The organism is Virgibacillus sp. MG-45 (assembly GCF_036409425.1).
Taxonomy (GTDB): Bacteria; Bacillota; Bacilli; order Bacillales; family Amphibacillaceae; genus LDC-1.
The window spans coordinates 38508-63863 of record NZ_JAXOFU010000008.1; the positions used below are offsets into that span (position 1 = coordinate 38508).

Sequence of the window (25356 nt, forward strand, 5' to 3'; positions counted from 1 at the left end):
CTCGAATTCGATCGAGAAAGCCTCAATTCGATCGAGAATCCCCCAATTCGAGCGAGAGCCACCCAAATTAGAGCGAGAACTCCCCAAACTCAAGCGAGAAGCACCCCACACTCCCAAAAAAAATCGCGTGAGCCCAATCGAGCTCACGCGTACGCTTTCCTCTATAATGTTTGGATAAATCGTTTAAAGGCTTTGATTCCTTCATTAGTTTGTTTGAATACGCCTGCATCTTCTAGCACACGTGCAAATTTCAAGCCAAGCTCTTTTTCTACAATTTCTCCTGCTTCTTCTATTGTAGATGGGGTATATTTTGCTTTCATTTGTTCTGCCCATGCTTGATGGTATGCTGCTACGGTTACCGGTTGATTAAGCAAATATTGCTTAATGGTTGCGAGCTCGTCCTTTAGTCTTGCTGGTAGGACGGCTAAGCCCATTACTTCAATTAGTCCGATGTTCTCTTTTTTAATATGATGTACGTCCTCATGCGGATGAAATATTCCTAATGGGTGCGCTTCAGTCGTACGGTTATTGCGCAATACAAGATCAAGCTCATATTGCTGACCACGACGTCGGGCGATTGGTGTTACCGTGTTATGTGGCGTTTCTTCTGTGAATGCGATAATATCCGCATTGGCATCATCATAGCTTTTCCACGTTTCTAAAATGTGGCCTGCTGCATGGATGATCTGGTCTTTGCTTTTACTTTGTAGTCGAATAACGGATAATGGCCATTTTAAAACAGCTGCCTCTACGCCCGGAAATCCTTGCAGTGAAAATGAAAAAGCATTTTCCGCGTTCGTCATCGCAAATTCATAGCAACCTGCCTGATAATGGTCGTGCGAAAGAATAGAGCCGCCGACGATAGGTAAGTCTGCATTTGAACCGATAAAATAATGTGGGAATTTTGCTGTGAATTCCACTAATCGGGCAAAGGCATTTCGGTCGATTTTCATGTTTCGGTGCTCTTCCGAAAGAAGAATGCTATGTTCATTATAGTAAACATATGGTGAGTATTGTAAATACCAATTTTCATCAAAAAGAGGTACGTTAATTACGCGGTGGTTTGCGCGCGCCGGATGATTAATCCGTCCAGCATATCCTTCATTTTCTACACATAATACGCACTTCGGATATTGGACTGCATGCTGCTTACTTTCGCGCTCACGCTTAATTTGTTCTGGGTCTTTCTCAGGCTTGGAAAGATTAATCGTAATATCTAATTTTCCGTAAGCTGTATCTGCTTTATAATGGATGTTTTTGGCGATTTGCTTCATTTGAATATAATTGCTGTTTTTGCTTAATGCATAAAAATAATCGGTTGCGGCCTCAGCGGATTGCGCATACTTTTCATAAAACGTATGTTGAACAACTGAGGGACGAGCTACAAAGCAATTCATGATGCTCGCAGATAAAATGTCCTTCTGATCAAACGTATCTTCAATGACTTCATTTTCGACCGCGTATTGGACGATTTTTTCTAATAGATTCGGAATAGAATCTGTCGTTTCAGCAATTGAATCAGGAAAACTATCCAATTGAAGTAACTGCATTACTTGGTTTCGGGTGTAACGTGCATCTATCACCTCGATGAGTTCGGTTTGGATTGCCTGTTGCACGAGGCCTGCTATATCGTTGTAAATCATCATCGGTTAATCCTTTCTATATCCATGTGGATGTGATTTATGCCAATTCCAAGCATCCTGGATAATCGTTGTAATGGATGTGCGAGTAGGCTGCCATCCGAGTATTTTTTTTGCTTTTGCGGAGCTAGCGATTAATTTACTTGGATCCCCTGCGCGACGCTGGCCAATTAATGCCGGGATTTCTTCACCTGTTACTTTTCTTGCTGCTTCAACGATTTCTTTCACGGAAAAGCCTTGGTTGCTACCTAGATTAAAAATATCGCTCTCGCCATTTTGCTGTAAATAATCAAGCGCAAGCAAATGGGCAGCAATTAAATCCTCGACATGAATGTAATCACGAATGCACGTCCCATCTGGTGTAGCATAATCGTCTCCAAAAATGGTTACGTTGTCGCGCTGCTTTAATGCGGTTTGTAGGACAATCGGAATAAGATGGGTTTCTGGATGATGGTCTTCACCAATTTCGCCAGTTGCTCTTGCACCTGCAACATTAAAATAGCGCAACGATACAAACTTGATTCCGTGAGCCTTTGCTGTCCATTTCATCATTTTTTCCATTGTTAGTTTCGTTTCACCATATGTGTTCGTAGGGTTTGTCGTCATCGTTTCTGTAATAGGCACTTGATCTGGCTCACCATAGGTTGCTGCAGTAGATGAAAAGACGATGTGCTTTACATGAAACTCTGTCATCACCTGAAGTAATACTTGTGTTCCGTAAACATTATTATCAAAATATTTTAATGGATTTTCCATAGATTCTCCAACGAGCGAATTCGCTGCAAAGTGGAGAACGGCATCAATTTGTTCTTTTTGAAATACAGTGCGGAGAAAATCAATTTGGCGAATGTCACCATGATAAAAGGTTGCATTGGGGTGCAGTGCTTCTCGATGACCTGTTTCCAGATTATCGACAACAACTACGTCTTTCTTTTGATCGATTAACTGATAAACTGCGTGGGAGCCGATATATCCTGCTCCACCTAAAACTAAAATACTCATTTTACCACTCCTTCAGGGAAATCATGTTTGGTTAATGTCAAAAAGACTGCTTTCATTCACATCATGCACCAATGTTCTTCCTTACAAAAGTTCATGTATCCATGAGTATGCGAACAAACCGGAGCTGAAATGCAACTGCAGTCCTTCATAATAGTCGTTTTCCTGTTCAATAAAAATACAAAAAACACCGCGATGAACAGGGTGAAGTGTGGAAAATAAATATATGCTTGCAACAAAGAAGGGAAAGCAAGCGATTGTTTTATCAATCAAAAAAATAGGGGACTACTGTTAGTCTAATCTATCTTGTTTAATTAGTATAGTAGAACGTCGGATTTTTTTCGAAAAAGTTACGAAACGTAAACGAAAAACAATTTCACTAAAAAAGCATCCAACAAAATTTGCATTGGATGCTCTTTACCGTACAAGTTATACGCTTCCTTTACTCTTTGCCGCTTTTCGATAGCTTGAAGGTGTTTCGTTTGTGCTTCGTTTAAACGCTTGTGCAAAAAATGATTGTGAAGAAAACCCGATAATTTCAGCAATATAAGAGATAGGATAATCGGTTGTTTCTAATAAAATTTGTGCCTCATGCACACGGATTTTATTTAAATAGTCAATGGGAGAGACGCCCATATCCTTTTTAAAGCTATGTGCCAAATAATACTTATTAATATGGGCAACCTTGGCAAGCTTATCAAGTGTAATATTATCACGGTAATTCTGATTAATGTAATGCATAGCAAATGCGACCGCTTTGTTTACATTCTTTGTTTCAATTTGCTCCACCTTGAAATTCTTTTCTCTTCGTAGCTTTACAATTAAAATCTCAATTATATTTTGACAAACAATCTCGTATTCTGCATCCCCGTGCTGGACCTCTACTAAAAGCTTTTGAAGATAAAAGAGCATGTCCTTCCGATCTCCTTGATAGGTGTAAAGTCCAACACTGGAATCCATTTCTTTTGGTAGCGAAAAGGCTAGTCCTTCAATCCCTAATGCAATATATTCCAAGGAATCCTGTGGGTTTGATTTTTCTGTATGCTCGACATTTGGATTAATAATGACAAGATCATTTTCTTTAATCGGAATTTCCTTTTGTGGAAGTACGAATGCTCCTTTTCCTTTTACAATATAAAAAAGCTCTGTAAAATGATGCGTGTGCTGCGTGCTATGCCAGCCTTTGTCATATTCAGAATGGGTAATGTATAACAGCTTAAAGGGCATTTTTTCCACCGAAAAATCCTTCATTTTATAAACTTCATAGGACATTCATCTCATCCTTTCGATGGAGCATATTGTTACTATATTATTTTATCGAGTTATAATATAAAAAGCAATATAACTAAAAATATCAACAAGATGTTTATTGTGAAAGCGTTTTATTATTTGTACGATAAAGATGTGGAAAATAAAAAAAGTAGGGGGCACGCATATGAAGCTCAAGAAAATAGTTTGGATGTTTGCACTTGTTTTGTTAGTTGTCGGCCTGGCAGCTTGTTCTGGGGATAAAGAAGAAGGCGATAACAATGATGCAGCAGGTGACAAGGATAAGGGAAAGCAAACGACACTAAAAGTAGCCGCATTAGAATCTGCATATGGCGCAGATATGTGGAACAAAATCGCTGAATCCTACGAGGCAGCAAATGAAAATGTGAAAATCGAATTAACATTAAAGAAGAATTTAGAAGAGGTCATTCGTCCGAACATGCAGGCTGGAGAATATCCAGATGCTGTTTTACTAGCAACTGGACGTCCAGAAGCATTAACAGAAACGTTAATTAAGGAAAATGGCTTAGAAGATATTTCAGATGTATTTGAAGGAAAAGTATATGGTGAGGATATTAACGTAAAAGATAAAATGTTATCTGGTTTCACTAATACGTTAGCAACAAATCCATATGCAGATGGTAAAACATATTTAGCACCAATGTTCTATAGCCCAACAGGATTATTCTACAATGCTGGTCTATTAGAAGAAAAAGGTTGGGAAGTTCCAAAAACATGGGATGAAATGTGGGAGCTAGGAGAAAAAGCACAAGCAGAAGGTATTTCCTTATTCACATACCCAACAACTGGTTATTTTGATACATTTATCGGATCCATGCTTTATGCTGCAGGAGGTACAGACTTCTTTAATTCTGCAATGACTTATGAAGATGGAATTTGGGAGTCAAAAGAAGCAACGAAAGTATTCGAAACAGTTGAGAAGTTAAAGGATTATACAGAAAAGAACACGGTAGCAAATGCGAATCCGAACGATTTTACAAAGAACCAACAATTAATCTTGGATAATAAAGCATTATTCATGCCGAATGGAACATGGGTTGCAGGAGAAATGGCGGAAGCACCAAGAGCAGAGAACTTTGAATGGGCTATGATGCCAATGCCTGCTTTTGAAGAAGGTGGAGACCGCTATGCATTTACTTTCTTTGAGCAAATGTGGATTCCAGCAGCTGCAAAAAATAAAGATGCTGCGAAAGAATTTATTTCGTACATGTATTCCGATGAAGCAGCAGAAATTTTCCTAGAAGCAGGTGCGATTCAGCCTGTGAATGGAATTATTGATCAATTAGAAGGACAAAACAAAACATTCTACAGTGTCTATGAGAGTGAAGGTGCACTTCCAGCTATGGGTACATTTGCTTCAACAAAGCCTGTACCTGGTGTAAATATGGGAGATACATTATATGGTTCAATCGACAGTGTCATGAGTGGAAAAATTTCGTATAAAGAATGGCAGGCAAATGTCGAAGCAGCAAGTGATAAGCTAAGAGATGCAATGAATTAAATGATTTGTATGCCTGTATAAGAACGACAGTAACTTAAAAATAAAACGGTGGGTATACAGGCTCGCCGTTTTATTTGCTTAAGAGAGGTGAACGAGATGAGTAAATCGAAGTCGAGAAATATATTTATTCTGGTTAGTGTTGCACCAGCAATAATATTATTTCTCTTATTTATGGTTATTCCAACGATAGAAGTGTTTCGGATGTCGTTGTATCAATGGGGAGGCTTTTCTAACACACAGCAATTTGTGGGCTTAGATAATTTTAGAACGTTATGGAATGACATGAATTTCATTCGTTCCTTTCAAAACTCCATCCTGTTAATTGTTGTAGTAGCGTTGATCACTGTTGTTTTTGCGGTGTTCTTTGCAGCAATTCTTACGAAAGAAAATGTACGAGGAGCTAACTTCTTCCGTGTCATTTTTTACATTCCGAACATCCTTTCTGTCGTTGTTATTGCGGGTATTTTCTCCGCAATCTATGATCCATCAAATGGATTGTTAAACAGCGTTTTCGGTATGTTAAGCCTAGAAAATCTTCAGCAAATGTGGCTCGGAAATCAAGAAATTGTTATCTATAGTATTGCGGGTGCGTTAATTTGGCAGGCGATCGGATATTACATGGTCATGTACATGTCTAGTATGGCAAGTATACCTGCAAGCTATTACGAAGCTGCATCATTAGAGGGCGCTAGTAAATTAAAGCAGTTTACGAGCATCACCCTTCCACTAATTTGGAACAATATCCGAACAACATTAACATTTTTTATCATTAGTACGATTAATTTAAGCTTCTTGCTTGTAAAAGCGATGACGAATGGTGGACCAGATGGATCGACAGAAGTTTTCCTTTCCTACATGTATGCACAAGCCTACGGGAACTCAACATACGGCTATGGAATGGCAATCGGAGTCGTTGTCTTTACCTTCTCATTTGTTCTTGCAGCGATTGTTACACGAATTACGAAGCGTGACGTACTGGAATATTAAGGAGGTTTGGCAGATTGATGAAGAAATCAAAAGGTATTAGCACAGAAAAGTTATTTCGATTATTTGTTTATGTTGCATTAATTTCATTAGCAATCTCCATCCTTATTCCAGTTGGATGGGTTTTTCTCGCTTCTATTAAGGAAAATGCAGAGTTCTATGGCAGTCCTTGGGCAATGCCAAATGGCTTTCATTTTCAAAACTTTATAGAAGCATTTAATGAGGCAAAAATGGGAGAGTATCTACTTAACTCTGTCATTGTTACGGTATTAGCATTAGTGATTTTGCTTGCTGTTGCATTACCAGCAGCATATGTATTATCACGCTTTACATTTAGGGGAAGTAAATTTTTGAATAGCTTTGTAAAAGCAGGGTTATTTATCAATATGAGTTATATTGCTGTTCCTATCTTTCTTATGCTACTTGATTGGGATACCGCATTACGTGTCATTATGGGTGATGGTGTCTTTTTAAACAATCGTTTCATGCTTGCGCTTGTTTATGCATCAACGGCATTACCGTTCACTATTTTTCTGCTTTCCAGTTATTTTGAAACATTACCTGCTGACTTTGAAGAAGCTGCAAGTATTGATGGAGCTGGATATTTTCGCACGATGTTTTCGGTAATGCTTCCAATGGCAATGCCGAGTATTGTTATTGTCGTGTTATTTAATTTTCTCCTATTTTGGAACGAATATATTCTTGCGCTGACATTAATGCCAGGAGAAAACCAAACACTGCCAGTCGGCTTATTGAACTTAATGGCAGCGGAAAGAGCCGCCGTAAATTACGGACCAATGTATGCAGGCATGGTTATTGTCATGCTACCAACATTAATTTTATACATTATTGTACAAAAACGATTAACTCAAGGGATGACGGTTGGAGGATTGAAAGGATAGGTGTATCAGATGAAAAAACAAACAGGAAGAGTAACCTTACCGAGTGAGCAGAATTTTTTACAAGAAACAAAGGAATTAATGGCGCGCTGGGGTGCAGATGCGCTTCGAGATAGTGACGGAACAAAGCTTGATGATGAAATTAAGCAATTGGATGCCAAAATCTATACGACGTATTTTGTGGCGAGAAGTCATAATGAATTTGCTGAAAAGCATCCAGAAGAAGTACAGCAGCTATATTTAATGTCCCAGTATAATACGGCAACATCTACAACACTGGATATTACGTTTTTAACTGGCTATTTCGAAGAGCAAATTGAAGCGGATTATGTACATGACCCGAAGAAATGGTGGGAGGTTATTGACCGGACTACTGGTGCAGTTGTAGACCAGGAGAAATGGACTGTCGATCAAGAGAATAATGTATTGACAGTTCATGATGCAACACCATGGCATGAATATACCGTATCCTTTCTTGCCTATATGAAATGGGATCCTACCCAAATGTATAACCATATTACGAATGATTGGGGCGACAAGCCACATGAAATTCCGTTTGATGTTCGTCAGCCACATTCAAACCAATTTATGAAGCAATATTTACAGCAATGGTTGCAGGAAAACCCTGACACAGATGTTGTTCGTTTCACCACATTTTTCTATCACTTTACCCTTGTATTCAACAATTTAGGAAAAGAAAAATTTGTTGATTGGTTTGGTTATGGTGCAAGTGTATCGGTTGCAGCATTAGAAGCGTTTGAGAAAGAAAAAGGATATCGTTTAAGACCAGAGGATATTGTCGATCAAGGCTACTATAATTCTACGTTCCGTGTTCCTTCTAAAGCCTATTTAGATTATATGGACTTTATTCAGCAGTTTGTAGCGAAGGAAGTAAAGGAATTAGTCGATATTGTACGCGAATCTGGAAAAGAGTCGATGATGTTCCTTGGTGATAACTGGATTGGAACAGAGCCGTACGGAAAATATTTTAAAGAAACAGGCTTGGATGCTGTTGTTGGAAGTGTTGGTGATGGAACAACGCTACGAATCATTTCAGACATTCCGCATGTGAAATATACAGAGGGAAGATTTTTACCATACTTTTTCCCAGATACGTTTTATGAAGGCAATGATCCAGTAATTGAAGCAAATCAAAATTGGCTTACTGCTCGTCGTGCCTTAATGCGAAAGCCGCTAGATCGAATTGGCTATGGAGGCTATTTAAGTCTTGCTTATAAATTCCCAGCGTTCGTTGACTATGTTGAAAAAGTTACCGATGAATTTCGCGAAATTTATAGCAATATTAAAGATGTCAAGCCGTATACCGGATTACGTGTAGCGATATTAAATTCATGGGGTAAGCTAAGATCTTGGCAAACACATATCGTCGCACACGGCAAATGGTATAAGCAAATTTATTCGTACCAAGGTGTATTAGAAGCATTAAGTGGATCGGCAGTTGAAGTAGAATTCATTAGCTTTGATGATGTAATTCAGAATGGGGTCCCAGAAGGTATTGACGTCATTATTAATGCGGGTGATATGGGAACAGCATTTTCCGGTGGAGAGCGCTGGCAGGAGGAAGCATTAGTTGCAAAAATTACCGAATGGGTCTTTCATGGCGGAGGATTTATTGGAATTGGAGAACCGACTGCATATCATCATGAGGGACGTTTCTTCCAGCTTGCGAACGTGCTTGGTGTAGATAAGGAATTAGGCTTTAGCTTATCTACGAATAAATATTATACAGCGACTACACAAAACCACTTTATTGCAGAAGATATCGATACGTATGATTTTGGGGAAAGCATGAAAAACGTTTATGCTACCCGAGAAGATACAGAGATTATTGAGAATTCGGATGGAGATGTGCATTTAGCTAGTGCACCATTTGGTAAGGGTAGATCGGTTTACATTGCCGGGTTACCGTATAGTCATTCCAATACGCGATTATTAATGCGGGCTATGTATTACGCGGCAAATAAAGAAAAAGAATATAAGATTTGGCATGCATCGAATATTCATTGTGAAGTACATGCATATCCGGAAGCTGGAAAATATGCGATTGTGAATAATTCGAATGAGCCGCAAGAAACAGAAGTATATGATGGAAACGGCGTAAAGCGGAATGTGTCACTAGCACCAAGTGCAATTATATGGGAGGAATGGCAGGATGAAAGATAATCTTTCTCGTATTCTAAAAGTCGTATTCTTTCTCTTTTGTATGTTTTTGATCATTTATGGACAGCGAACCGTTGGGCGAACGTTTTTGTTTATGCAATTAGTCGGACTTGGAGGCTTGCTCGTTTTGCTTTGGAATTACAATCGAAAGTTTACGTGACCAATCGGTATGTGACACGATTTTTCCAATGAAAATAGCAATTCCTACCTGATTATAAAAATCAGCGATGAAGGGAAGTGTTCGGTTATGAAGTATGCGATTGGAATCGATATCGGAGGAACAAAAATCGCCGCTGGCATTGTCAATGAAAAAGGCGATTTGATCCAAAAGGAAGTTGTGAAAAGTGATCCCTCTGATCGCGAGAAGATGTTCCAACAGGTGATTGGGTGTGTAGAGCAGCTTCTCAATCATTCTAGTATTCCATTAGATCATATTTATGGCATTGGAGCAGGTGTGCCAGGAAAGGTAGATCGGGAGAAAGGAATTGCCGTCTTTCAAAACAATTTACCATGGGATAATTTTCCGTTTGTTGAGCGCGTCAAAGAGGCATTACATATCGAGCGGATTCGAATCGATAATGATGTCTATATGGCGGCCTTTGCAGAGTGGAAGCAAGCACAGCTAACGAATGATCAGCTACTCGTTTACCTAACGATTAGTACAGGAATTTCCTGTTCGATTATTCAAGGCGGACAATTTGTACGTGGTGCGGGCTTTGCAGGGGAACTAGGTTTAATTCCTGTGCTTAGTCCGCGAAAGGATAGACTAGAGCGATTGGAAAGACTTGAGCTAATCGCTTCTGGGCCAGCTATTGAGAAAGAAGCGAAGTATCGTTTCGATGATTCATCAATCACAGCAAAGAAACTATTCGATGCGTATTATGATGGGGATATACATGCACAGCAGTTGATTGACGAAACGGCAACTGCATTAGCACAAGGAATATACATGGTTAATAGCTTACTAGATCCACATAAAATTGTTATTGGTGGTAGTGTAGCGACGAATAATCCAATTCTTCTCCATGTTATCAAGGAGAAGCTAGGAAGTAGTCTCCTTCCAGAGCAACAGCACATCTTGAACAATATGGAGATCAGTCAGCTTAAAAACGAACAAGGTGTTGTCGGTGCAGGACTCCGCGTGTTTGAAAGCTAGTAATCTTACGGAAAACAGTAAATAAACAAATATGGAGGATGAAAAATGTTTAACATCACAGCTGAACAGCTTGAAAAATACAAGGCTATCCATACAGCAAGGGAGATCTATCAACAGCCAGAAGTATGGAATGAGCTCGTTGAAATGATTTTACAGCAGCAGGATACATGGAAGACATTTGTGGATTCTATTTATCAAAAGCATGATCAAGTTAGAGTGATTTTTACTGGTGCAGGAACATCCGCTTTTGTTGGAGATACAGTCGTACCTGCACTTCGTAAAGGAACTTCCGGGAACATCCAGTTTGAAGCAATTGCAACAACGGATATCGTTTCTAATCCTGAAGAATATTTATTAAAGCAAGTACCGACGATTATGGTATCTTTCGCACGATCTGGAAATAGTCCAGAAAGTGTGGCAACAGTAGCTTTAGGGGAACAGTTAATTGATCATTTTTATCAAGTAGTGATCACGTGTAACAAGGGTGGACAGCTTGCGAAAAATGTCGAAAACGATGATAAAGCACTCGTTATTTTAATGCCAGATAAAGCACATGATCAAGGATTTGCTATGACAAGTAGCTTTACAAGCATGATTCTTACCGCGTATGCATTATTCCAGTCCACGCCATTTAATGGAGAACAGGAGCAGCTTCTTGTGGAGCAGGCTCAGCATTTCGTGGATCATGTTGGGGATGTTGTCGATGATATGCTTTCATTCGACTTTGAACGCATCGTTTATCTTGGCTCAGGGCTATTTGGACAGTTGTCTCATGAAGCAGCGTTAAAAATGCTAGAGCTAACAGCTGGAAAGGTTGTTGCTATTCATGAATCATCCTTAGGCTTTCGTCATGGTCCAAAATCTATCCTGCATGAGAAATCAGCAGTTGTACTATTCATGTCACAGCAGTCCTACACGCGTAAATATGACATGGATATACTGCGTGAATTAGCAGTGGATGATTCTGGTATGAAGGTCATTGCCTTAACAGAAAAAGAAGATGCAGAGGTAGCTGCATTAGCAGATTGGACCATTACGGTAAACCAAAGTGAAACAGCCTTTTCTAATGATTTTCATCTTGCATTGCTATACGTTATTTTCGCTCAAACGGTTGCATTGAAGAAGTCTTTAGCGCTTGGAATTACACCAGACAATCCGAGTCCAGATGGACGTGTAAATCGTGTTGTACAGGGTGTTACCATTCATCATTACGACGTGTAATCGGCTCAACTAAGCGTTAATAGATGCATCGATTCGGAAGCGTATTAAGATGACGCTAATTTACAATCAAAGGAAGCATGTACAATGACTACCTATATAAAAGCAGATCGTTTTTTATTAGAGCATGGAGAGGCTTTTCATTCGTTTCTTGAAATTAATAATGGGCGTTTTGGTGAGTTTGTTAATAACGTCCCGAATGATGCGGAAATTATTGATTGGACTGGGTACACGGTTGCGCCTGGTTTGTTTGATACCCATATCCATGGCATTAAAAATCAGGATGTTATGGACGGAACTGCAGAAGCGATCCATTTGATTTCCGAAGCAATATTAGCCCTAGGTGTAACACGTTTTTTACCAACAACACTGACATCTAGTAAAGCAGCACTCGAAGCATCGATCCAGGCTATTGTGAACGCTGTGAAGGACGGACTACAAGGTGCGCAATCAGAAGGTATTTTTCTCGAAGGACCGTATTTTACAGAACAGCATAAAGGTGCGCAAAATCCTAGTTATTTTCGCGATCCAGATATGCAAGAATTCGAGCGCTGGCAGGAGCTTGCCGAAGGTTCTATTGTAAAAATAGCACTAGCACCTGAAAGGGAAAATAGCATTCCGTTTATTAAGCAAATGCGTGAGAGTCGTGTTTTACCAAGCATTGCGCACACGGATGCCAGCTTTGAGTGCTGTCAGCAAGCGGTTGCTGCTGGTGCAACAAATTTTGTGCATTTATTTAATGGCATGTCAGGGCTGCATCACCGCAATCCAGGTGTAGTAGGCGCTGCATTAACGAATCCGCATGCATTTGCTGAATTAATTTGTGATGGTTTTCATGTTCATCCAGAGGTAGCGGCATTTGCTGCAAGGGTGAAGGAAGATAAGCTGCAATTAATTACAGATTGCATGCGTGCGGGCTTAATGCCTGATGGAAATTATCAGCTTGGTGAATTTCCAGTCATTATGAAGCAAGGAGTTGCTCGAACAGAGACGGGTTCGTTAGCTGGGAGTACATTAACGCTTATTGATGGCGTAAAGAACCTCCATGCTTGGAGTGAAAAAGCCCTTTATGATGTCTGGCATTTAGCATCATTATCTCCAGCAGCTAGCCTTGGCCGTGCAAACGAGCTAGGAAGTATCGCGCCAGGAAAGCTTGCTGACTATGTTGTTTTAAATGAACAATTGGATGTCCAAGCGGTAGCTGTAGAAGGAAATTTGAAATATAAGCGCGTCTAGGATTTTGATAGATTGGATTGGGGGTGAAGCAATGATACTTACCGTAACGTTAAATCCAGCAGTGGACATTAGCTATAAACTCGAAACGCTGTCATTGGATACCGTTAATCGAGTAGCCGACGTAACGAAAACTGCTGGTGGAAAAGGATTAAATGTTGCACGCGTCCTTCAGCAGCTAAATGTGAATGTTGCTGCAACAGGGTTTTTAGGTGGAAGTTTAGGTGCATTTATTCGAAGTGAGCTTACGAAGCTTGGCATTGAAGATTATTTTGTCGGAATAAAAGGCGAAACACGTAACTGTATTGCCCTTATTCATGAAGGACAACAAACAGAGATTTTAGAAGGTGGACCGCTGATATCTGAAGAAGAGCAAGCACGATTGTTAGCTGCTTTTTCTCTGCATCTTCCTGAAGTAAGTCTTGTAGCCATTTCGGGGAGTCTGCCAGCTGGGATCGCTGCAGACTACTATGAACAAATGCTTGCACTTGCAGCTGAACAGGATGTGCCAGTTCTCTTGGATACAAAGGGAGACTTATTAGAACGTACATTACAATCGGTCAATAAGCCGTATTTAATTAAGCCAAACGAATCAGAGCTGTCTGATTTGCTTGGTAGGACGCTAACGACAGAAGCTGCCTTGTTAGATGGACTACAGGATGAACGATTTGAAGGCATTCCAATGGTTGTTGTTACAAGAGGAGCTAATGGTGCAATTGTAAAGGAAGGAAATAAATTGTATCGGGTAACGATTCCAAACGTAACTGCAGTCAATCCGGTAGGTTCTGGGGATTCCGTTGTTGCAGGCTTTGCCGCAGGTTTATCGAAAGGCATGAAAGAAGCCCCTTTACTTAAATATGGAATGGCAATGGGAACGTTGAACGCCATGGAAGAAAAAACAGGGTTTATCGATATCGAAAAGCTCGATTGGTGCATGGAACAAATACAGGTCATTAAAATTGGACATTAAATGGGAGGGTGTTTGAAGATGAATTTAACACCAGGAAAGCGACGTGGATTAGAACAAATTTCCAATGAAAACCATGTGATTTTAGCAACAGCAATGGATCAACGCGGCTCACTTGGTAAGATGATTCAAGGATTAAACGATCAAATTAGCTATGCCGATGGTCTAAGCCGCTTTAAAGTGGGCGTTAGTGAAGTACTTGGTAATCAATCCTCTTCACTTTTGCTAGATCCAGAATATGGCTGGGATGCTGCCAAAAAATTAAACAAGGATATCGGCTTAATCATGGCATATGAAAAAACAGGTTATGATGCGACGGAAAAAGGAAGGCTTCCAAACCTCGTTGATGATTATGCAGTACAGGATTTAGTCGAGCAAGGAGCAAGTGCAATAAAGCTATTAATCTATTATGATCATAAGGAAGAAGAGAGCATTAACCGATTAAAGCAAGCATTTATAAAGCGTGTCGGTGACGAGTGTAAGCAAAACGATGTTCTCTTTATTTTAGAGCCAGTTTCCTATAGTGCGGAAGGATTTGACGCAAAGGGAACAGACTTTGCGAAAGTAAAGCCTGCCATTGTTGAATACTTTATGGAAGAATTTTCAAAGGAAGCGTATGGTGTCGATGTATTAAAGGTAGAAGTACCAGTATCTATTTATCATATTGAAGGCTTCTCTAAATCAGAAGCTGAAGCTGTGTACAGCAAAGAAGAAGCAGCAGCGCTTTACCGAACATGCTCCGAAAAAAGTGGCGTACCATTTATTTATTTAAGTGGTGGTGTAACGAATGATCAGTTTATCGATACACTGTATTTTGCCAAAGAAGCAGGCGCTCGCTTTAGCGGAAGCTTATGTGGAAGAGCTATTTGGAAGGAAGGCGTTCAATCATTTGCCGAAGCTGGAGAAAAAGAATTCTACCAATGGCTAGAAACAACAGGAACAGCTAATCTAACGAAAGTAATGGATGTTATTAAAGAAACAGCAACCCCATGGAACAAATTTTAATCGAATTAGATTAAGATAAGCTTCGTATTTAAGAAAAGTAAGGTATTGCGTTTATTCGGTATGATATTTTCATATCGTTAGGCATACCTTACTTTTTTTGTGCGGTTTTTGGGGGGAGAGGGGTGGATGTCGCTCGAGTTGGGGTAGATCTTGATCGAGTTAGGGTGAATCTCGATCGTTTGTGGTGGATTCTTGATCGAATTGGGGTGAATCTTGATCGTTTGATGCACATTCTAGATCGAGTTGAGGTTTGGGACTTTCTGGCTCGACTAAAGGTAATTCTCGCACTCATTTTCACCCTTATCCGTTTCTGTTCAGATTGACATTCTTTGAAAAATGATTTATATTACAAAAGTCGAATGTTTTTATTAATTTACTTTTTAATGTTCGGAAATAGGAGTGATTTGGATGGAAAATGTATTTGATTATGAGGATATTCAGTTGGTTCCACGAAAATGCGTGGTGCGAAGTCGATCAGAATGTGATACGAAGGTTACGTTAGGAAAGCATACGTTTAAGCTACCTGTTGTTCCTGCGAATATGCAAACGATTATGGATGAGAACCTTGCCATAATGCTAGCTGAGAATGGCTATTTTTATATTATGCATCGATTTCAACCAGAAACACGAATCGAGTTTATTCAAAGTATGCATGCAAAAGGATTAATTGCATCAATTAGTGTTGGCGTGAAAAATGATGAATACGCTTTTATTGAGCAATTAGCACGTGAAAAACAGATTCCAGATTATATTACAATTGATATTGCCCACGGACATTCCGATTCCGTTATTGAAATGATTCGGCATATTAAACAGCATTTACCTGAAAGCTTCCTTATCGCAGGGAATGTTGGTACACCAGAAGCGGTTCGGGAGCTCGAGCATGCAGGAGCCGATGCGACGAAAGTTGGGATTGGTCCTGGAAAGGTGTGTATTACAAAGATTAAAACAGGCTTTGGAACAGGTGGCTGGCAGCTGGCTGCACTTCGCTGGTGTGCAAAAGCAGCTACAAAGCCAATTATTGCTGATGGTGGCATCCGTACACATGGTGATGTGGCGAAATCGATTCGTTTTGGAGCTACAATGGTAATGATCGGGTCCTTATTTGCAGGGCATGAAGAATCGCCAGGCGAAACGGTAGAGAGGGACGGAAAGAAGTATAAGGAATACTTTGGTTCTGCTTCTGAATTCCAAAAAGGTGAAAAGAAAAATGTAGAAGGTAAGCGCATGTATGTTGAGTACAAAGGACCTTTAATGGATACGCTTGTTGAGATGGAACAGGATCTACAATCATCTATTTCTTATGCAGGTGGAACGGATTTAGAAGCGATTCAAAAAGTGGATTATGTTGTGGTGAAAAACTCGATTTTCAATGGAGATAAAATATACTAAACGATGAAACGAAGAGGCAATAAAGCCACCGGTAAGATAGTCTAACGGTGGCTGCTTCCCTCTTTTTTTATCTCCTATTACCCGCCTATATGATGCAGATCAATAATGCTTTGGTTCCTACTTCCTCTGAAGGATAAGCTCAAATCTCGTTCTTCCTGAATAAATTTTCCATCTACTAAAACATCACATAAAGCAAGTAGCTCCTGCTGGTATGGATTAATTGAAGTAGATAGCTGCTCATATGTATAGCCACTGTAAATCCATACATTTTTTCCTCTTTCTTTCAGCAATGCTACGAGTTTTACTAGCTCCTTTGCTTGGATGAAAGGTTCACCACCAGATAGTGTGACATCTGTTAGTGGATTACTTTCAACTTCACGTAGGATTTCTTCGATGGACATATTGGTTCCATTTGTCATTTTCCAGCTTTCAGGATTGTGACAGCCTGGACACTGATGTGGGCAACCAGCTAAAAAGATTACCGTACGAAGGCCAGGCCCATCGACAACAGAGTCATGGATAATGTTCATGACCTTCATCGATGCTTTACCCTTTCTCGTTCCTCACTCGATTTTGCCGCATTCCACCGTGACATATCTCCAACAAGATAACCTGTGATTCTGCGGATTCTCTCAATATAATCTTCATCTGCATTTTGACAAACAGGACAAGCTTGATCAATAATTCCTGAATAACCACAGCTCAGGCATTGATCAACTGGATGGTTAATCGAAGCATATCCCATATTCGCATTGGCCATCGCTTTAACTAATTGATTGAGGGCAGGTATATTTTTAGAAACATCTCCATCACATTCAATGTAAGAGATATGCCCGCCGTTACATAGGGCATGATATGGTCCTTCCTTCCGAATCTTATCAATTGCTTTTATTGGAAAGTAAACAGGAACATGGAACGAATTTGTATAGTAATCCCGATCCGTAATTCCAGGCAGCTTACCAAATTGTTTTTGATCATTCCTTGTGAATTTACCAGATAATCCTTCTGCAGGAGTAGCCAATAGTGAGAAGTTAACATCATAATCATTCGATGCGCGCTCTAACTTTTGGCGCATCCATTTTATAATTTGTAAGCCGATTTGCTGTGCATCATGACTTTCACCATGATGCTTTCCTGTTAATGCTACTAACGCCTCCGCTAAGCCGATAAAGCCAACACTTAATGTGCCATGCTTTAACACATTATCTAACTTGGAATGTGCTTCTAATGTTTCACTGTCCTTCCATATGTGCTGAAGGTAAAGAAATGGAAAATGGCGTGCATGTTTTTTACTTTGAAAAGAATACCGCGCTAACAGCTGTCGAATTGCAATGTCCATATATTGCTCGAGCTTGTTAAGGAAAGCTTGAAAGCTCCCTGTTGTTAAGGCGATTTTTACGAGATTAATCGATGTGAAAGAAAGATTTCCACGACCAATACTTGTCTCTCCTCCGTGTCGGTTTGCCATCACTCTCGTACGACACCCCATATAAGCAACCTCTGACTCAGGCGTTCCATCATAATGGATTTGATTCATACTCGCATCGATAAAGCTGAAGTTCGGAAATAGCCGTTTGGCAGTCGTTTGCAGTGCTAATTCATACAGATCATAATTTGGTTCATTTTTCTCTGCATTCGTCCCATTTTTTATTTTAAAGATTTGAATTGGAAAAATAGGTGTTTCTCCGTTTCCTAGGCCAGCTTGTGTTGCTAATAAAATATTTTTCGTAATCATTCTTCCTTCCTTAGAGGTGTCGGTGCCATAGTTAATGGATACAAATGGAACCTGTCCACCACCACGAGAATGCATGCTGTTACAATTATGTATAAATGCTTCACACGCTTGGTATACATCCTTTTCTGTATCTTTCCATGCCTGTTCGATGATTTCCATGCTTGTCCAAGTTGTCGGGTAATGTTCCAGTCGTTCTTTATGTCGTTGAAACGTTTTTTGGACATATGGTGCAAGGTCATAATCAAATAAAGGATAGCTTTGACCACCATGCTGCATATTTTGATTTGCTTGAAAGATGATGGAGGCTAATGCCATGGCGCTTGTTATGGAAGTTGGCTTCCGAATAGCACCATGGCCGGTATTAAAGCCACGTGCTAATAGCTTTCCTAACGGGATTTGGCAGCAGGTTGTTGTACCTGTCGAATAAAAATCTAAATCATGAATATGAAGATAGTTTTCTTCTACTGCTTGTCGTGCTTCCTGTGAAAGTAGATATTCATTCGTGTAAAATTTACTTCCTTCCGAAGCAAATTTGCCCATTTGTCCCATTGGGGTTTGCCCATCTACATTTGCGTTTTCCTGTAAAAAATCTCTGTTTGTTGTATCTACAATGTCAGTAAAAGCTCGCATGAGCGCATGTTCCTCTTTTTCTACGATCATTGTGAAATACCTCCCATCCTGTAGCTGAAATACAATATATTGTGTTTTGTTTTTATTTATATACAATATATAGTTTCTTTTTTCATCGTATCATAAGTAGAGCATCCGTTTTTTGAATTCGCGGTGACGTTTTTGGCTTTTATACTATTTATATGTTTTTAATATTTTCCAATGCGTTAATTTGACAATTTTTTGCAAATATCTTACCATTATATTTAGAAAAATATAAATGTAACGGTTTACATAATGCTGTATGTCGTTTTTCATAGTACTATGACGTATTCCGTATGTCTTACTAGGTAGCTAGATTTCTCATTAAAAGCATACGTATACGTCTATATGTAACGGGTTACAGGGAGTGAAGGAAGGAATGTATCATGTCAACTATTAGAGATGTCGCAAAACAAGCCAGTGTGTCTGTAGCAACGGTATCACGGGTTATTAATCAATCTGGATATGTACATATAAAAACGAAAGAACGTGTAGAAAAAGTAATTAAACAGTTAAATTATCAGCCGAACGATGTGGCAAGAAGTCTTTATAAAGGAAGGTCCAAAATGGTTGCCTTACTCGTACCTGATATAATGAATCCCTTTTTTCCACAATTAGCTCGTGCGGTTGAAGATGTTGCGAGTAAGTATGGGTATACCTTTGTGTTGTGCAATACGGATGATGAAAAGGAGAAGGAGCTTGCCTATTTAAATGCATTACGGCAAAAATCAGTCGATGGAATGATCATTGTATCGAGCAAGCTTTCACAGGAGGATGTATCTGATATAACCACTCCGATGATCGCACTTGATCGTAAAATTAGCATTGATATTGATCTTGTGACAGTAAATAATCAAGATGGCGCACAGCAAGCAGTAAGATTCCTTATGCAAAAAGGCTGCCAGCGTATTGGTCATATTTGTGGTCCGGAAAATGCGAGTAGCTCAAAAGCCCGCTTAAAGGGATATTTAGATGTTGTCAAAAATGAACCATGGTTTTCTTCAGGGTATATTCGGTCAGGGAAGTATGGATTTGAAGCTGCTTTTGAGGCAACGAAAAAGATGCTTACAGAACACCCAGATATCGATGGCTTGTTTGCTGCAAACGATTTAATGGCAGTAGGTGCGTTAAAAGCAGCAGAGCAATTAGGGTATCGCGTTCCGGATGACCTATCGATTATTGGATTTGATGGTATCGGCATTGGGAAAGCAACAAAACCAGCAATAACGACGATGGCACAACCAATCTATGAGATTGGCGCAACAGCTGCGGAAATGCTGATTACTCGAATTCAAGATACTACCATTCCTATAACTGAAAAGGAGTTGCGAGTGAAGCTTATTGAGCGTGGATCAACGCGAGTTAGTTGAGTAATAAAGAAGGGGGTGTAGGCTGATTTAAAGCATCACGTTTGTATCTGTTGTCAAATAGAGTCAAGTTATAAACGGATGCTTTTATTCAGATTTTAATTTTCTGTTCTTTCTTCCACCTTTACCTTTAGTAAAAGAATGGTTTCATATTCACTGGTTAGTTGTTCTACGTCTGCTTCGTCCGTCAAATCTGGTATTCTAATGCTATTACTCGTCGTTTCTATATACACACCAAGTAGCGTTGGTTCATATAATTTGATTTCTATCTTTTCATCATCTTCCATGACAGACTGCCAACTACTAGTACTAGAAGAGTCCATCTTCATTTCTTTATCGATGCCGAATGACTGTGCAGCGCTCCCGAATCCATAAAGAAAGGCAAACGGATAATCTCCATTCGTATTGACTAATCCACCTCCTCATTCGGATTATTTGGAAAGGATAGTTCGGATAATGGTTTCGAGATTTTTTGTCCATTTTCATACTTTTCAACCCATAATGTAAACCAGCGCTCGTCTTCATTTGGAATCTGGATGTTGAAATCTAGTATTGTTCCTAAGCTTAGATCGTTAAATGTTTTTACATACTCAGAGTTTGAGTCCTTGGATAATATAACTCCCTCTGTTTGCTGTGAGCACCCATAGCTGAAAAAAATAAAAGAAATAAGAGCAACGATCAATAATGGCTTTCGTTTGAACATAGACTTCCTCCTTTTTCTTCTGAATAAGTAATCTTAGTTGGGTACTATTATATGGGATAACCATATTGTTCCAATATTGGTTCTCAGGTAATAGAATGAGATAAACTTCTTTTGTAATAGAAGAAGCACGATTACAATTCTAATCAAAATATTCTAGTGAAACACTCCTTAAAAAAAGTTTATTTTTTAAGGTTCGTTTTCTTGCTCTTCGGACGAGTTAACGGTAATATATCATTGTGAAATGGATAACAAAAAATAGGATACGATAATGTTTGTTGGGGATTGTACAAAGCTAGAATCGTAATTTTTTTCATCCAACGCTGTAAGTTTCCTATCGGTAATGTTAGATCATCATGACAGACAAAGGAGAATTCGTGTGAAAATAGGAATTGATAAAATTGGATTTTACACCCCTCATTTATATGTTGACATGAACAAGCTAGCAGTTGCTCGAGATGTCGAGCCAGAAAAGTTTACCATTGGAATTGGACAAAGTCAGATGGCGATTGCTCCGATTACACAAGACCCTATCTCTTTAGCGGCAAATGCAGCTTTGCAGATAATAGATGAGGAGGACAAAGCCAAGATTGACCTCGTTATTTTTGGTACAGAATCAGGTATTGATCATTCCAAGTCTGGTGCTGTCTATGTTCATCAATTATTAGGGCTTCGTTCAGAGGCGCGAGCGATGGAAATAAAACAAGCATGCTATGGTGCCACTGCGGCAATCCAACTGGCCAAAGGTCATATTGCGCTTCATCCAGAGAGCCGTGTGCTGGTGCTCGGATCTGACATTGCGCGTTATGGATTACGCACTGGTGGAGAAGCAACACAGGGAGCAGGTGCTGTAGCATTAGTGATTAGCGCTAATCCAAGTGTTATGGTGCTTGAGGATGAAAGTGCATATTTCACCTCAGATATTATGGATTTTTGGCGACCAGTTTACTCGGAAACAGCTTATGTAGACGGAAAGTTTTCTAATGAGCAATATATTCACTTTTTTGCAAAGGTTTGGGAGCAATATAAGGAAAAAACAGGCTTGCAGTTAGCAGATTATGAAGCGATTTGCTTCCATTTACCATATACGAAAATGGGCTTTAAAGCATTAAAAACAATCCTGGAAGAAGCTTCAGAAAAAGAACAGGAACGTCTTTTAACCAACTATAAAACAAGTACGTTATATAATCGAAATGTAGGTAATATATACACGGGCTCTCTATACTTAAGCTTACTTTCCTTGTTAGAGCAAAAAGAAGATTTACAGGAAGGTGCAAGATTTGGTATGTACAGCTATGGTTCAGGAGCAGTTGGTGAATTCTTCTCCGGAATCTTACAGCCAGGGTATCGCGAGCATTTGTTTGTTGCAGAGCATGCTGCACAGTTTCAAGCTAGAAAAGAAGTTAGTGTAGCAGAATATGAAGCTATTTTTCAGGAAAGCTTGCCAACGGATGGCTCAACTGTAGAATTAGATATTAGCCAAGATCCAGCAACAATCTGTCTAGCGGGAATATCGGATCACCAAAGAAACTATGTGAATAAGCAGCAATAAAAAGCAGGAATCTCCTGCTTTTTTTGCTCTATATTAATTGTGGGCTTATCAGGTCATAGGTAAGACATAAAGATGGTACATAAAACACTCATTTCTCTCTTATTGATAACCTATAGCTGCGAGACAAAAGGAAAAGGAGAGGGGATGAGTACAACATGATTTTATTACAGTGGTGCTAGGGATTAAAGATAAAAACCCTCTATTCTAAATGTATTGCTATCCTTTAGCTAGAAAGCTTCAAGCTTGTGTTAATCCATCTATATCCAATATCATAAATCGTTTTGGAGAGATCTTTTTAATATATCCTTTAGATTGTAATGTATGAAACACTCTACTTACAGTCTCAGGTGTTGTTCCGAGATAAGAAGCTAAATCTTTGTGACTCATTGGTAAAATTACTTCATTTGTATCATTGGAACTAATTTCAACGAGATATAACGCAATACGACTTTCGACTGATTCAGTTGCAAAACGGGTAGTCTGGACTTCAGATTGCTCAAGTCTATTGGCGAATTCTTCTAATAGCTTTAATGAGATAGATGGGAATTTTAATAATAATTTCTGAAATGAAGAACGACTTATTTTACATATTGTCACATTATCCATCGCTTCTGCGTACGATTCATGCACTGTATCCTTAAAAATGGAAAGCTCGCCAGAAAATTCACCAGCATGTATAATTCGAACGAGCTGCTCCTTTCCTGCTTCTGAAAGTCGATATATTCGTATTCTCCCTTCATTTACAATATATAGAGTATCTGCACACTCACCCGCTCGATAAATTGTGTGTCCTTTTTGATAGGTTACAGCATTGACAACTGCCTCTATTTCTTTCATTTGATCATTAGTTAGATGATTAAATATGGGAACGCTTGATACACATCCTCGTTTTTTATCAATAGAACAGGATGAAACTGCCTCATTTTTTTTCAAGATATCCCTCCTTACCTACATAATATTATTCTATTATTTACATGGAACAATTACCATTTTTAGTTACTATTTATTTCCGTCGTTTTGTATTTCAATAGTCTCATCCCATTTAAGATGACAAGCAACACACTCGCTTCGTGAATAAACATTCCAGAGGCGAGATGAATGTAGTCGAAAAGCACGCCTATTAGAAGTACAAAAACAGTAATCATTGAGAATAAAGTATTTTGTTTCATATTGCGTATCGTTTTCTTAGAAAGCGCATGTGCTTGAACAAGTTGAATAAGGCGCCCTCCCATTAACACAATGTCAGCAGTGTCCATGGAAATGTCTGTTCCACTATCTCCCATTGCTATACCAATATCGGCAGTTGCGATAGCGGGTGCATCGTTGATTCCATCACCAACCATTGCAGTTATCTGTCCTATGTTCTTTGTCTGTTTAATATAAGCTACTTTCTCTTGTGGTAGTAACTCTGCTTGATAATCATCGAGTTTTAGTTTGTTTGCGATAAGTTCAGCGGTATATTTATTATCTCCTGTAAGCATGACTAGTTGCTTCACATCGTTCTTGCGAAAAGCATTTATTGCCTCTATCGTATCGGTGCGAATTTGATCTGCGATAGAAATGATACATATAGGTTTTCCATCTATCGCAACATAAACGGCTGTATTTCCTAATCTTTCTTGTTTTTCAGCATAGGCCGTAATAACTTGTGGAAGGGTGATTTCTTCTTGTTGAAGCAACTTACGATTTCCGATTACTAGTTGCTTCCCTTCCACTTTCACCTGAATCCCTTTGCCTTTAATAATTTCTCCTTCACTAGTTGGTTGATTTATGTTCAGATCTCGTTCTTGAGCTTCCTTTACAATTGCTTTTCCTAAGTGATGTTCAGAAATAGTTTCTGCCTGTCCAACTAATTGTACTAGTTCATCTTCATCATATGTCTCATCAAATATTTTAATTGCAGTAACTTGCGGCGACCCTTTAGTCAATGTTCCCGTTTTATCGAATACAATTGTGTTTACTTTTGAGAAAGCTTCTAATACTTCTCCGCCTTTGATTAATATTCCATGCTTAGCTCCATTTCCGATGCCAGCAACAGTAGATACTGGTGCACCAATTACGAGTGCTCCAGGGCAGGCTATAACTAAAAATGTGATTGCTATATGCAAATCATTTAGTAAAAAGTATACGATTACGGATAGAAAAATCACAGATGGTGTATAATACCGTGCAAATTTATCCAGAAACTTTTCAGTATTTGATTTTGCTTCCTGCGCTTCCTCTACAAGCTCTATAATTTTAGCGAATGTCGTATCATTTCCAATTTTTTCAACTAATACTTCAAGATATCCTTGTTCAACAAGTGTACCAGTATAAACAAAATCATTTATCACCTTAGATGCTGGAATAGATTCTCCGGTAATGGTTGCCTCATTCACAGAAGCAGTTCCTTTTATTACTTTTCCATCAACGGGAATTTTTGCTCCTGTTTGAATAATAACACGTTCTCCAACCTCAATTTCTTCTAAGCTTACAGTTTGCTGCTTATCATTGCGAATAACAATGGCGTTTTGTGGAGCCGCATCCATTAATTCTTTTATAGAGGATCTTGTTTTAGCTAACGTTCGAGCTTCTAAGTAATCCCCAAATAAGAAAAGAAATGCCACAACAGCAGATTCAACATATTCTTGAATAAAAAGCGCCCCAGTGATAGCTAGCATTACTAGTAATTCAATGCTAAATGCTTTCATGTATAATGCTTGAAAGGCTTTTATTGCAATGGGCATACCAGCAATGACAGTAGCAATGATTAGCATTATATCTATCAAAGTTTGATCATTTGTTAATTTAAAAATAAAACTAAACATAATGAACAGTAATGAAATGAACGTTAATTTAGTCCTATTGTTATGAATGTAGGAAATCAAATGGTTCACCTCCGAATAT

At 39.1% G+C, this 25356-nt stretch carries 23 protein-coding genes; 14 read left to right on the top strand and 9 right to left on the bottom strand.

All coding sequences use genetic code 11. The features are described from left to right. Positions 1–161: 161 nt before the first annotated feature. The 3 genes from galT to SPK86_RS09970 form a co-directional block, all read right to left on the bottom strand. Complete coding sequence (gene galT / locus SPK86_RS09960; RefSeq protein ID WP_330949336.1) at positions 162–1643, bottom strand: UDP-glucose--hexose-1-phosphate uridylyltransferase; 1482 nt, start codon at positions 1641–1643, stop codon at positions 162–164. Positions 1644–1649: 6 nt separating this feature from the next. Continuing rightward, positions 1650–2642, bottom strand: a complete 993-nt coding sequence (gene galE / locus SPK86_RS09965) for a UDP-glucose 4-epimerase GalE (RefSeq protein ID WP_330949277.1) — start codon at positions 2640–2642, stop codon at positions 1650–1652. 426 nt (positions 2643–3068) lie between these two features. After that, positions 3069–3911, bottom strand: coding sequence for an AraC family transcriptional regulator (locus SPK86_RS09970; RefSeq protein WP_330949278.1), 843 nt, complete (start codon positions 3909–3911; stop codon positions 3069–3071). Positions 3912–4074: 163 nt separating this feature from the next. Here SPK86_RS09970 and SPK86_RS09975 point away from each other — a divergent pair, with 163 nt between their 5' ends. From SPK86_RS09975 to guaC, 12 genes are all read left to right on the top strand, one after another. Then, entirely contained in the window at positions 4075–5430 is a 1356-nt protein-coding gene (locus SPK86_RS09975; RefSeq protein ID WP_330949279.1) for a carbohydrate ABC transporter substrate-binding protein, read from the top strand. A gap of 96 nt (positions 5431–5526) precedes the next feature. Continuing rightward, on the top strand, positions 5527–6417 hold the full coding sequence (locus SPK86_RS09980; protein ID WP_284139083.1) for a carbohydrate ABC transporter permease: 891 nt from the start codon (positions 5527–5529) through the stop codon (positions 6415–6417). A gap of 17 nt (positions 6418–6434) precedes the next feature. Next, positions 6435–7316, top strand: a complete 882-nt coding sequence (locus SPK86_RS09985) for a carbohydrate ABC transporter permease (protein WP_284139281.1) — start codon at positions 6435–6437, stop codon at positions 7314–7316. A 9-nt stretch (positions 7317–7325) separates the two neighbouring features. Continuing rightward, positions 7326–9497, top strand: a complete 2172-nt coding sequence (gnpA, locus tag SPK86_RS09990; RefSeq protein WP_330949280.1) for a 1,3-beta-galactosyl-N-acetylhexosamine phosphorylase — start codon at positions 7326–7328, stop codon at positions 9495–9497. Then, positions 9487–9654, top strand: a complete 168-nt coding sequence (locus SPK86_RS09995; protein ID WP_284139085.1) for a DUF6903 family protein — start codon at positions 9487–9489, stop codon at positions 9652–9654. Before gnpA ends, SPK86_RS09995 begins: the two co-directional genes overlap by 11 nt. 87 nt (positions 9655–9741) lie before the next feature. After that, complete coding sequence (locus tag SPK86_RS10000; RefSeq protein WP_284139086.1) at positions 9742–10650, top strand: ROK family protein; 909 nt, start codon at positions 9742–9744, stop codon at positions 10648–10650. A gap of 45 nt (positions 10651–10695) precedes the next feature. Beyond that, positions 10696–11871 (top strand): SIS domain-containing protein, encoded by a 1176-nt coding sequence (locus SPK86_RS10005; protein WP_330949281.1) that lies wholly within the window; start codon positions 10696–10698, stop codon positions 11869–11871. An 84-nt stretch (positions 11872–11955) separates the two neighbouring features. Beyond that, positions 11956–13104, top strand: a complete 1149-nt coding sequence (nagA, locus tag SPK86_RS10010; RefSeq protein ID WP_284139088.1) for an N-acetylglucosamine-6-phosphate deacetylase — start codon at positions 11956–11958, stop codon at positions 13102–13104. A gap of 31 nt (positions 13105–13135) precedes the next feature. After that, positions 13136–14071, top strand: coding sequence for a hexose kinase (locus SPK86_RS10015; protein WP_284139089.1), 936 nt, complete (start codon positions 13136–13138; stop codon positions 14069–14071). Positions 14072–14089: 18 nt separating this feature from the next. Then, positions 14090–15073, top strand: coding sequence for a tagatose 1,6-diphosphate aldolase (locus SPK86_RS10020; protein WP_330949282.1), 984 nt, complete (start codon positions 14090–14092; stop codon positions 15071–15073). A 122-nt stretch (positions 15074–15195) separates the two neighbouring features. After that, positions 15196–15396: a hypothetical protein gene (locus tag SPK86_RS10025; protein ID WP_330949283.1), complete on the top strand. Its 201-nt coding sequence runs from the start codon at positions 15196–15198 to the stop codon at positions 15394–15396. An 85-nt stretch (positions 15397–15481) separates the two neighbouring features. Continuing rightward, positions 15482–16465 carry a GMP reductase gene (gene guaC, locus SPK86_RS10030; protein ID WP_284139091.1) on the top strand — a complete coding sequence of 328 codons (984 nt, stop codon included), beginning with the start codon at positions 15482–15484 and terminating at the stop codon, positions 16463–16465. Positions 16466–16542: 77 nt separating this feature from the next. On the opposite strand, the gene nrdG is transcribed toward guaC, so the two are convergent. Next, positions 16543–17004, bottom strand: coding sequence for an anaerobic ribonucleoside-triphosphate reductase activating protein (gene nrdG, locus SPK86_RS10035; RefSeq protein WP_284139092.1), 462 nt, complete (start codon positions 17002–17004; stop codon positions 16543–16545). Beyond that, the gene (locus tag SPK86_RS10040) at positions 17001–18860 is read right to left on the bottom strand and encodes an anaerobic ribonucleoside triphosphate reductase (protein WP_443089772.1); all 1860 of its coding nucleotides are present in this window, start codon (positions 18858–18860) and stop codon (positions 17001–17003) included. The genes nrdG and SPK86_RS10040 overlap by 4 nt, the downstream gene beginning before the upstream one ends. 377 nt (positions 18861–19237) lie before the next feature. Between SPK86_RS10040 and SPK86_RS10045 the strand changes: the two genes are divergently transcribed. Then, complete coding sequence (locus SPK86_RS10045; RefSeq protein ID WP_284139093.1) at positions 19238–20221, top strand: LacI family DNA-binding transcriptional regulator; 984 nt, start codon at positions 19238–19240, stop codon at positions 20219–20221. Between the two features lie 95 nt (positions 20222–20316). Here SPK86_RS10045 and SPK86_RS10050 read toward each other — a convergent pair whose 3' ends face one another. Continuing rightward, positions 20317–20541 (bottom strand): hypothetical protein, encoded by a 225-nt coding sequence (locus SPK86_RS10050; protein WP_330949284.1) that lies wholly within the window; start codon positions 20539–20541, stop codon positions 20317–20319. A gap of 86 nt (positions 20542–20627) precedes the next feature. After that, a complete protein-coding gene (locus SPK86_RS10055; RefSeq protein WP_330949285.1) occupies positions 20628–20921 on the bottom strand; it encodes a hypothetical protein in 294 nt (97 codons plus the stop codon). Positions 20922–21297: 376 nt separating this feature from the next. Between SPK86_RS10055 and SPK86_RS10060 the strand changes: the two genes are divergently transcribed. After that, on the top strand, positions 21298–22470 hold the full coding sequence (locus tag SPK86_RS10060; RefSeq protein WP_330949286.1) for a hydroxymethylglutaryl-CoA synthase: 1173 nt from the start codon (positions 21298–21300) through the stop codon (positions 22468–22470). Between the two features lie 237 nt (positions 22471–22707). Here SPK86_RS10060 and SPK86_RS10065 read toward each other — a convergent pair whose 3' ends face one another. Further along, positions 22708–23403 (bottom strand): Crp/Fnr family transcriptional regulator, encoded by a 696-nt coding sequence (locus SPK86_RS10065; RefSeq protein WP_284139096.1) that lies wholly within the window; start codon positions 23401–23403, stop codon positions 22708–22710. Between the two features lie 59 nt (positions 23404–23462). Further along, positions 23463–25337, bottom strand: a complete 1875-nt coding sequence (locus SPK86_RS10070) for a heavy metal translocating P-type ATPase (RefSeq protein WP_330949287.1) — start codon at positions 25335–25337, stop codon at positions 23463–23465. Positions 25338–25356 lie beyond the last annotated feature (19 nt).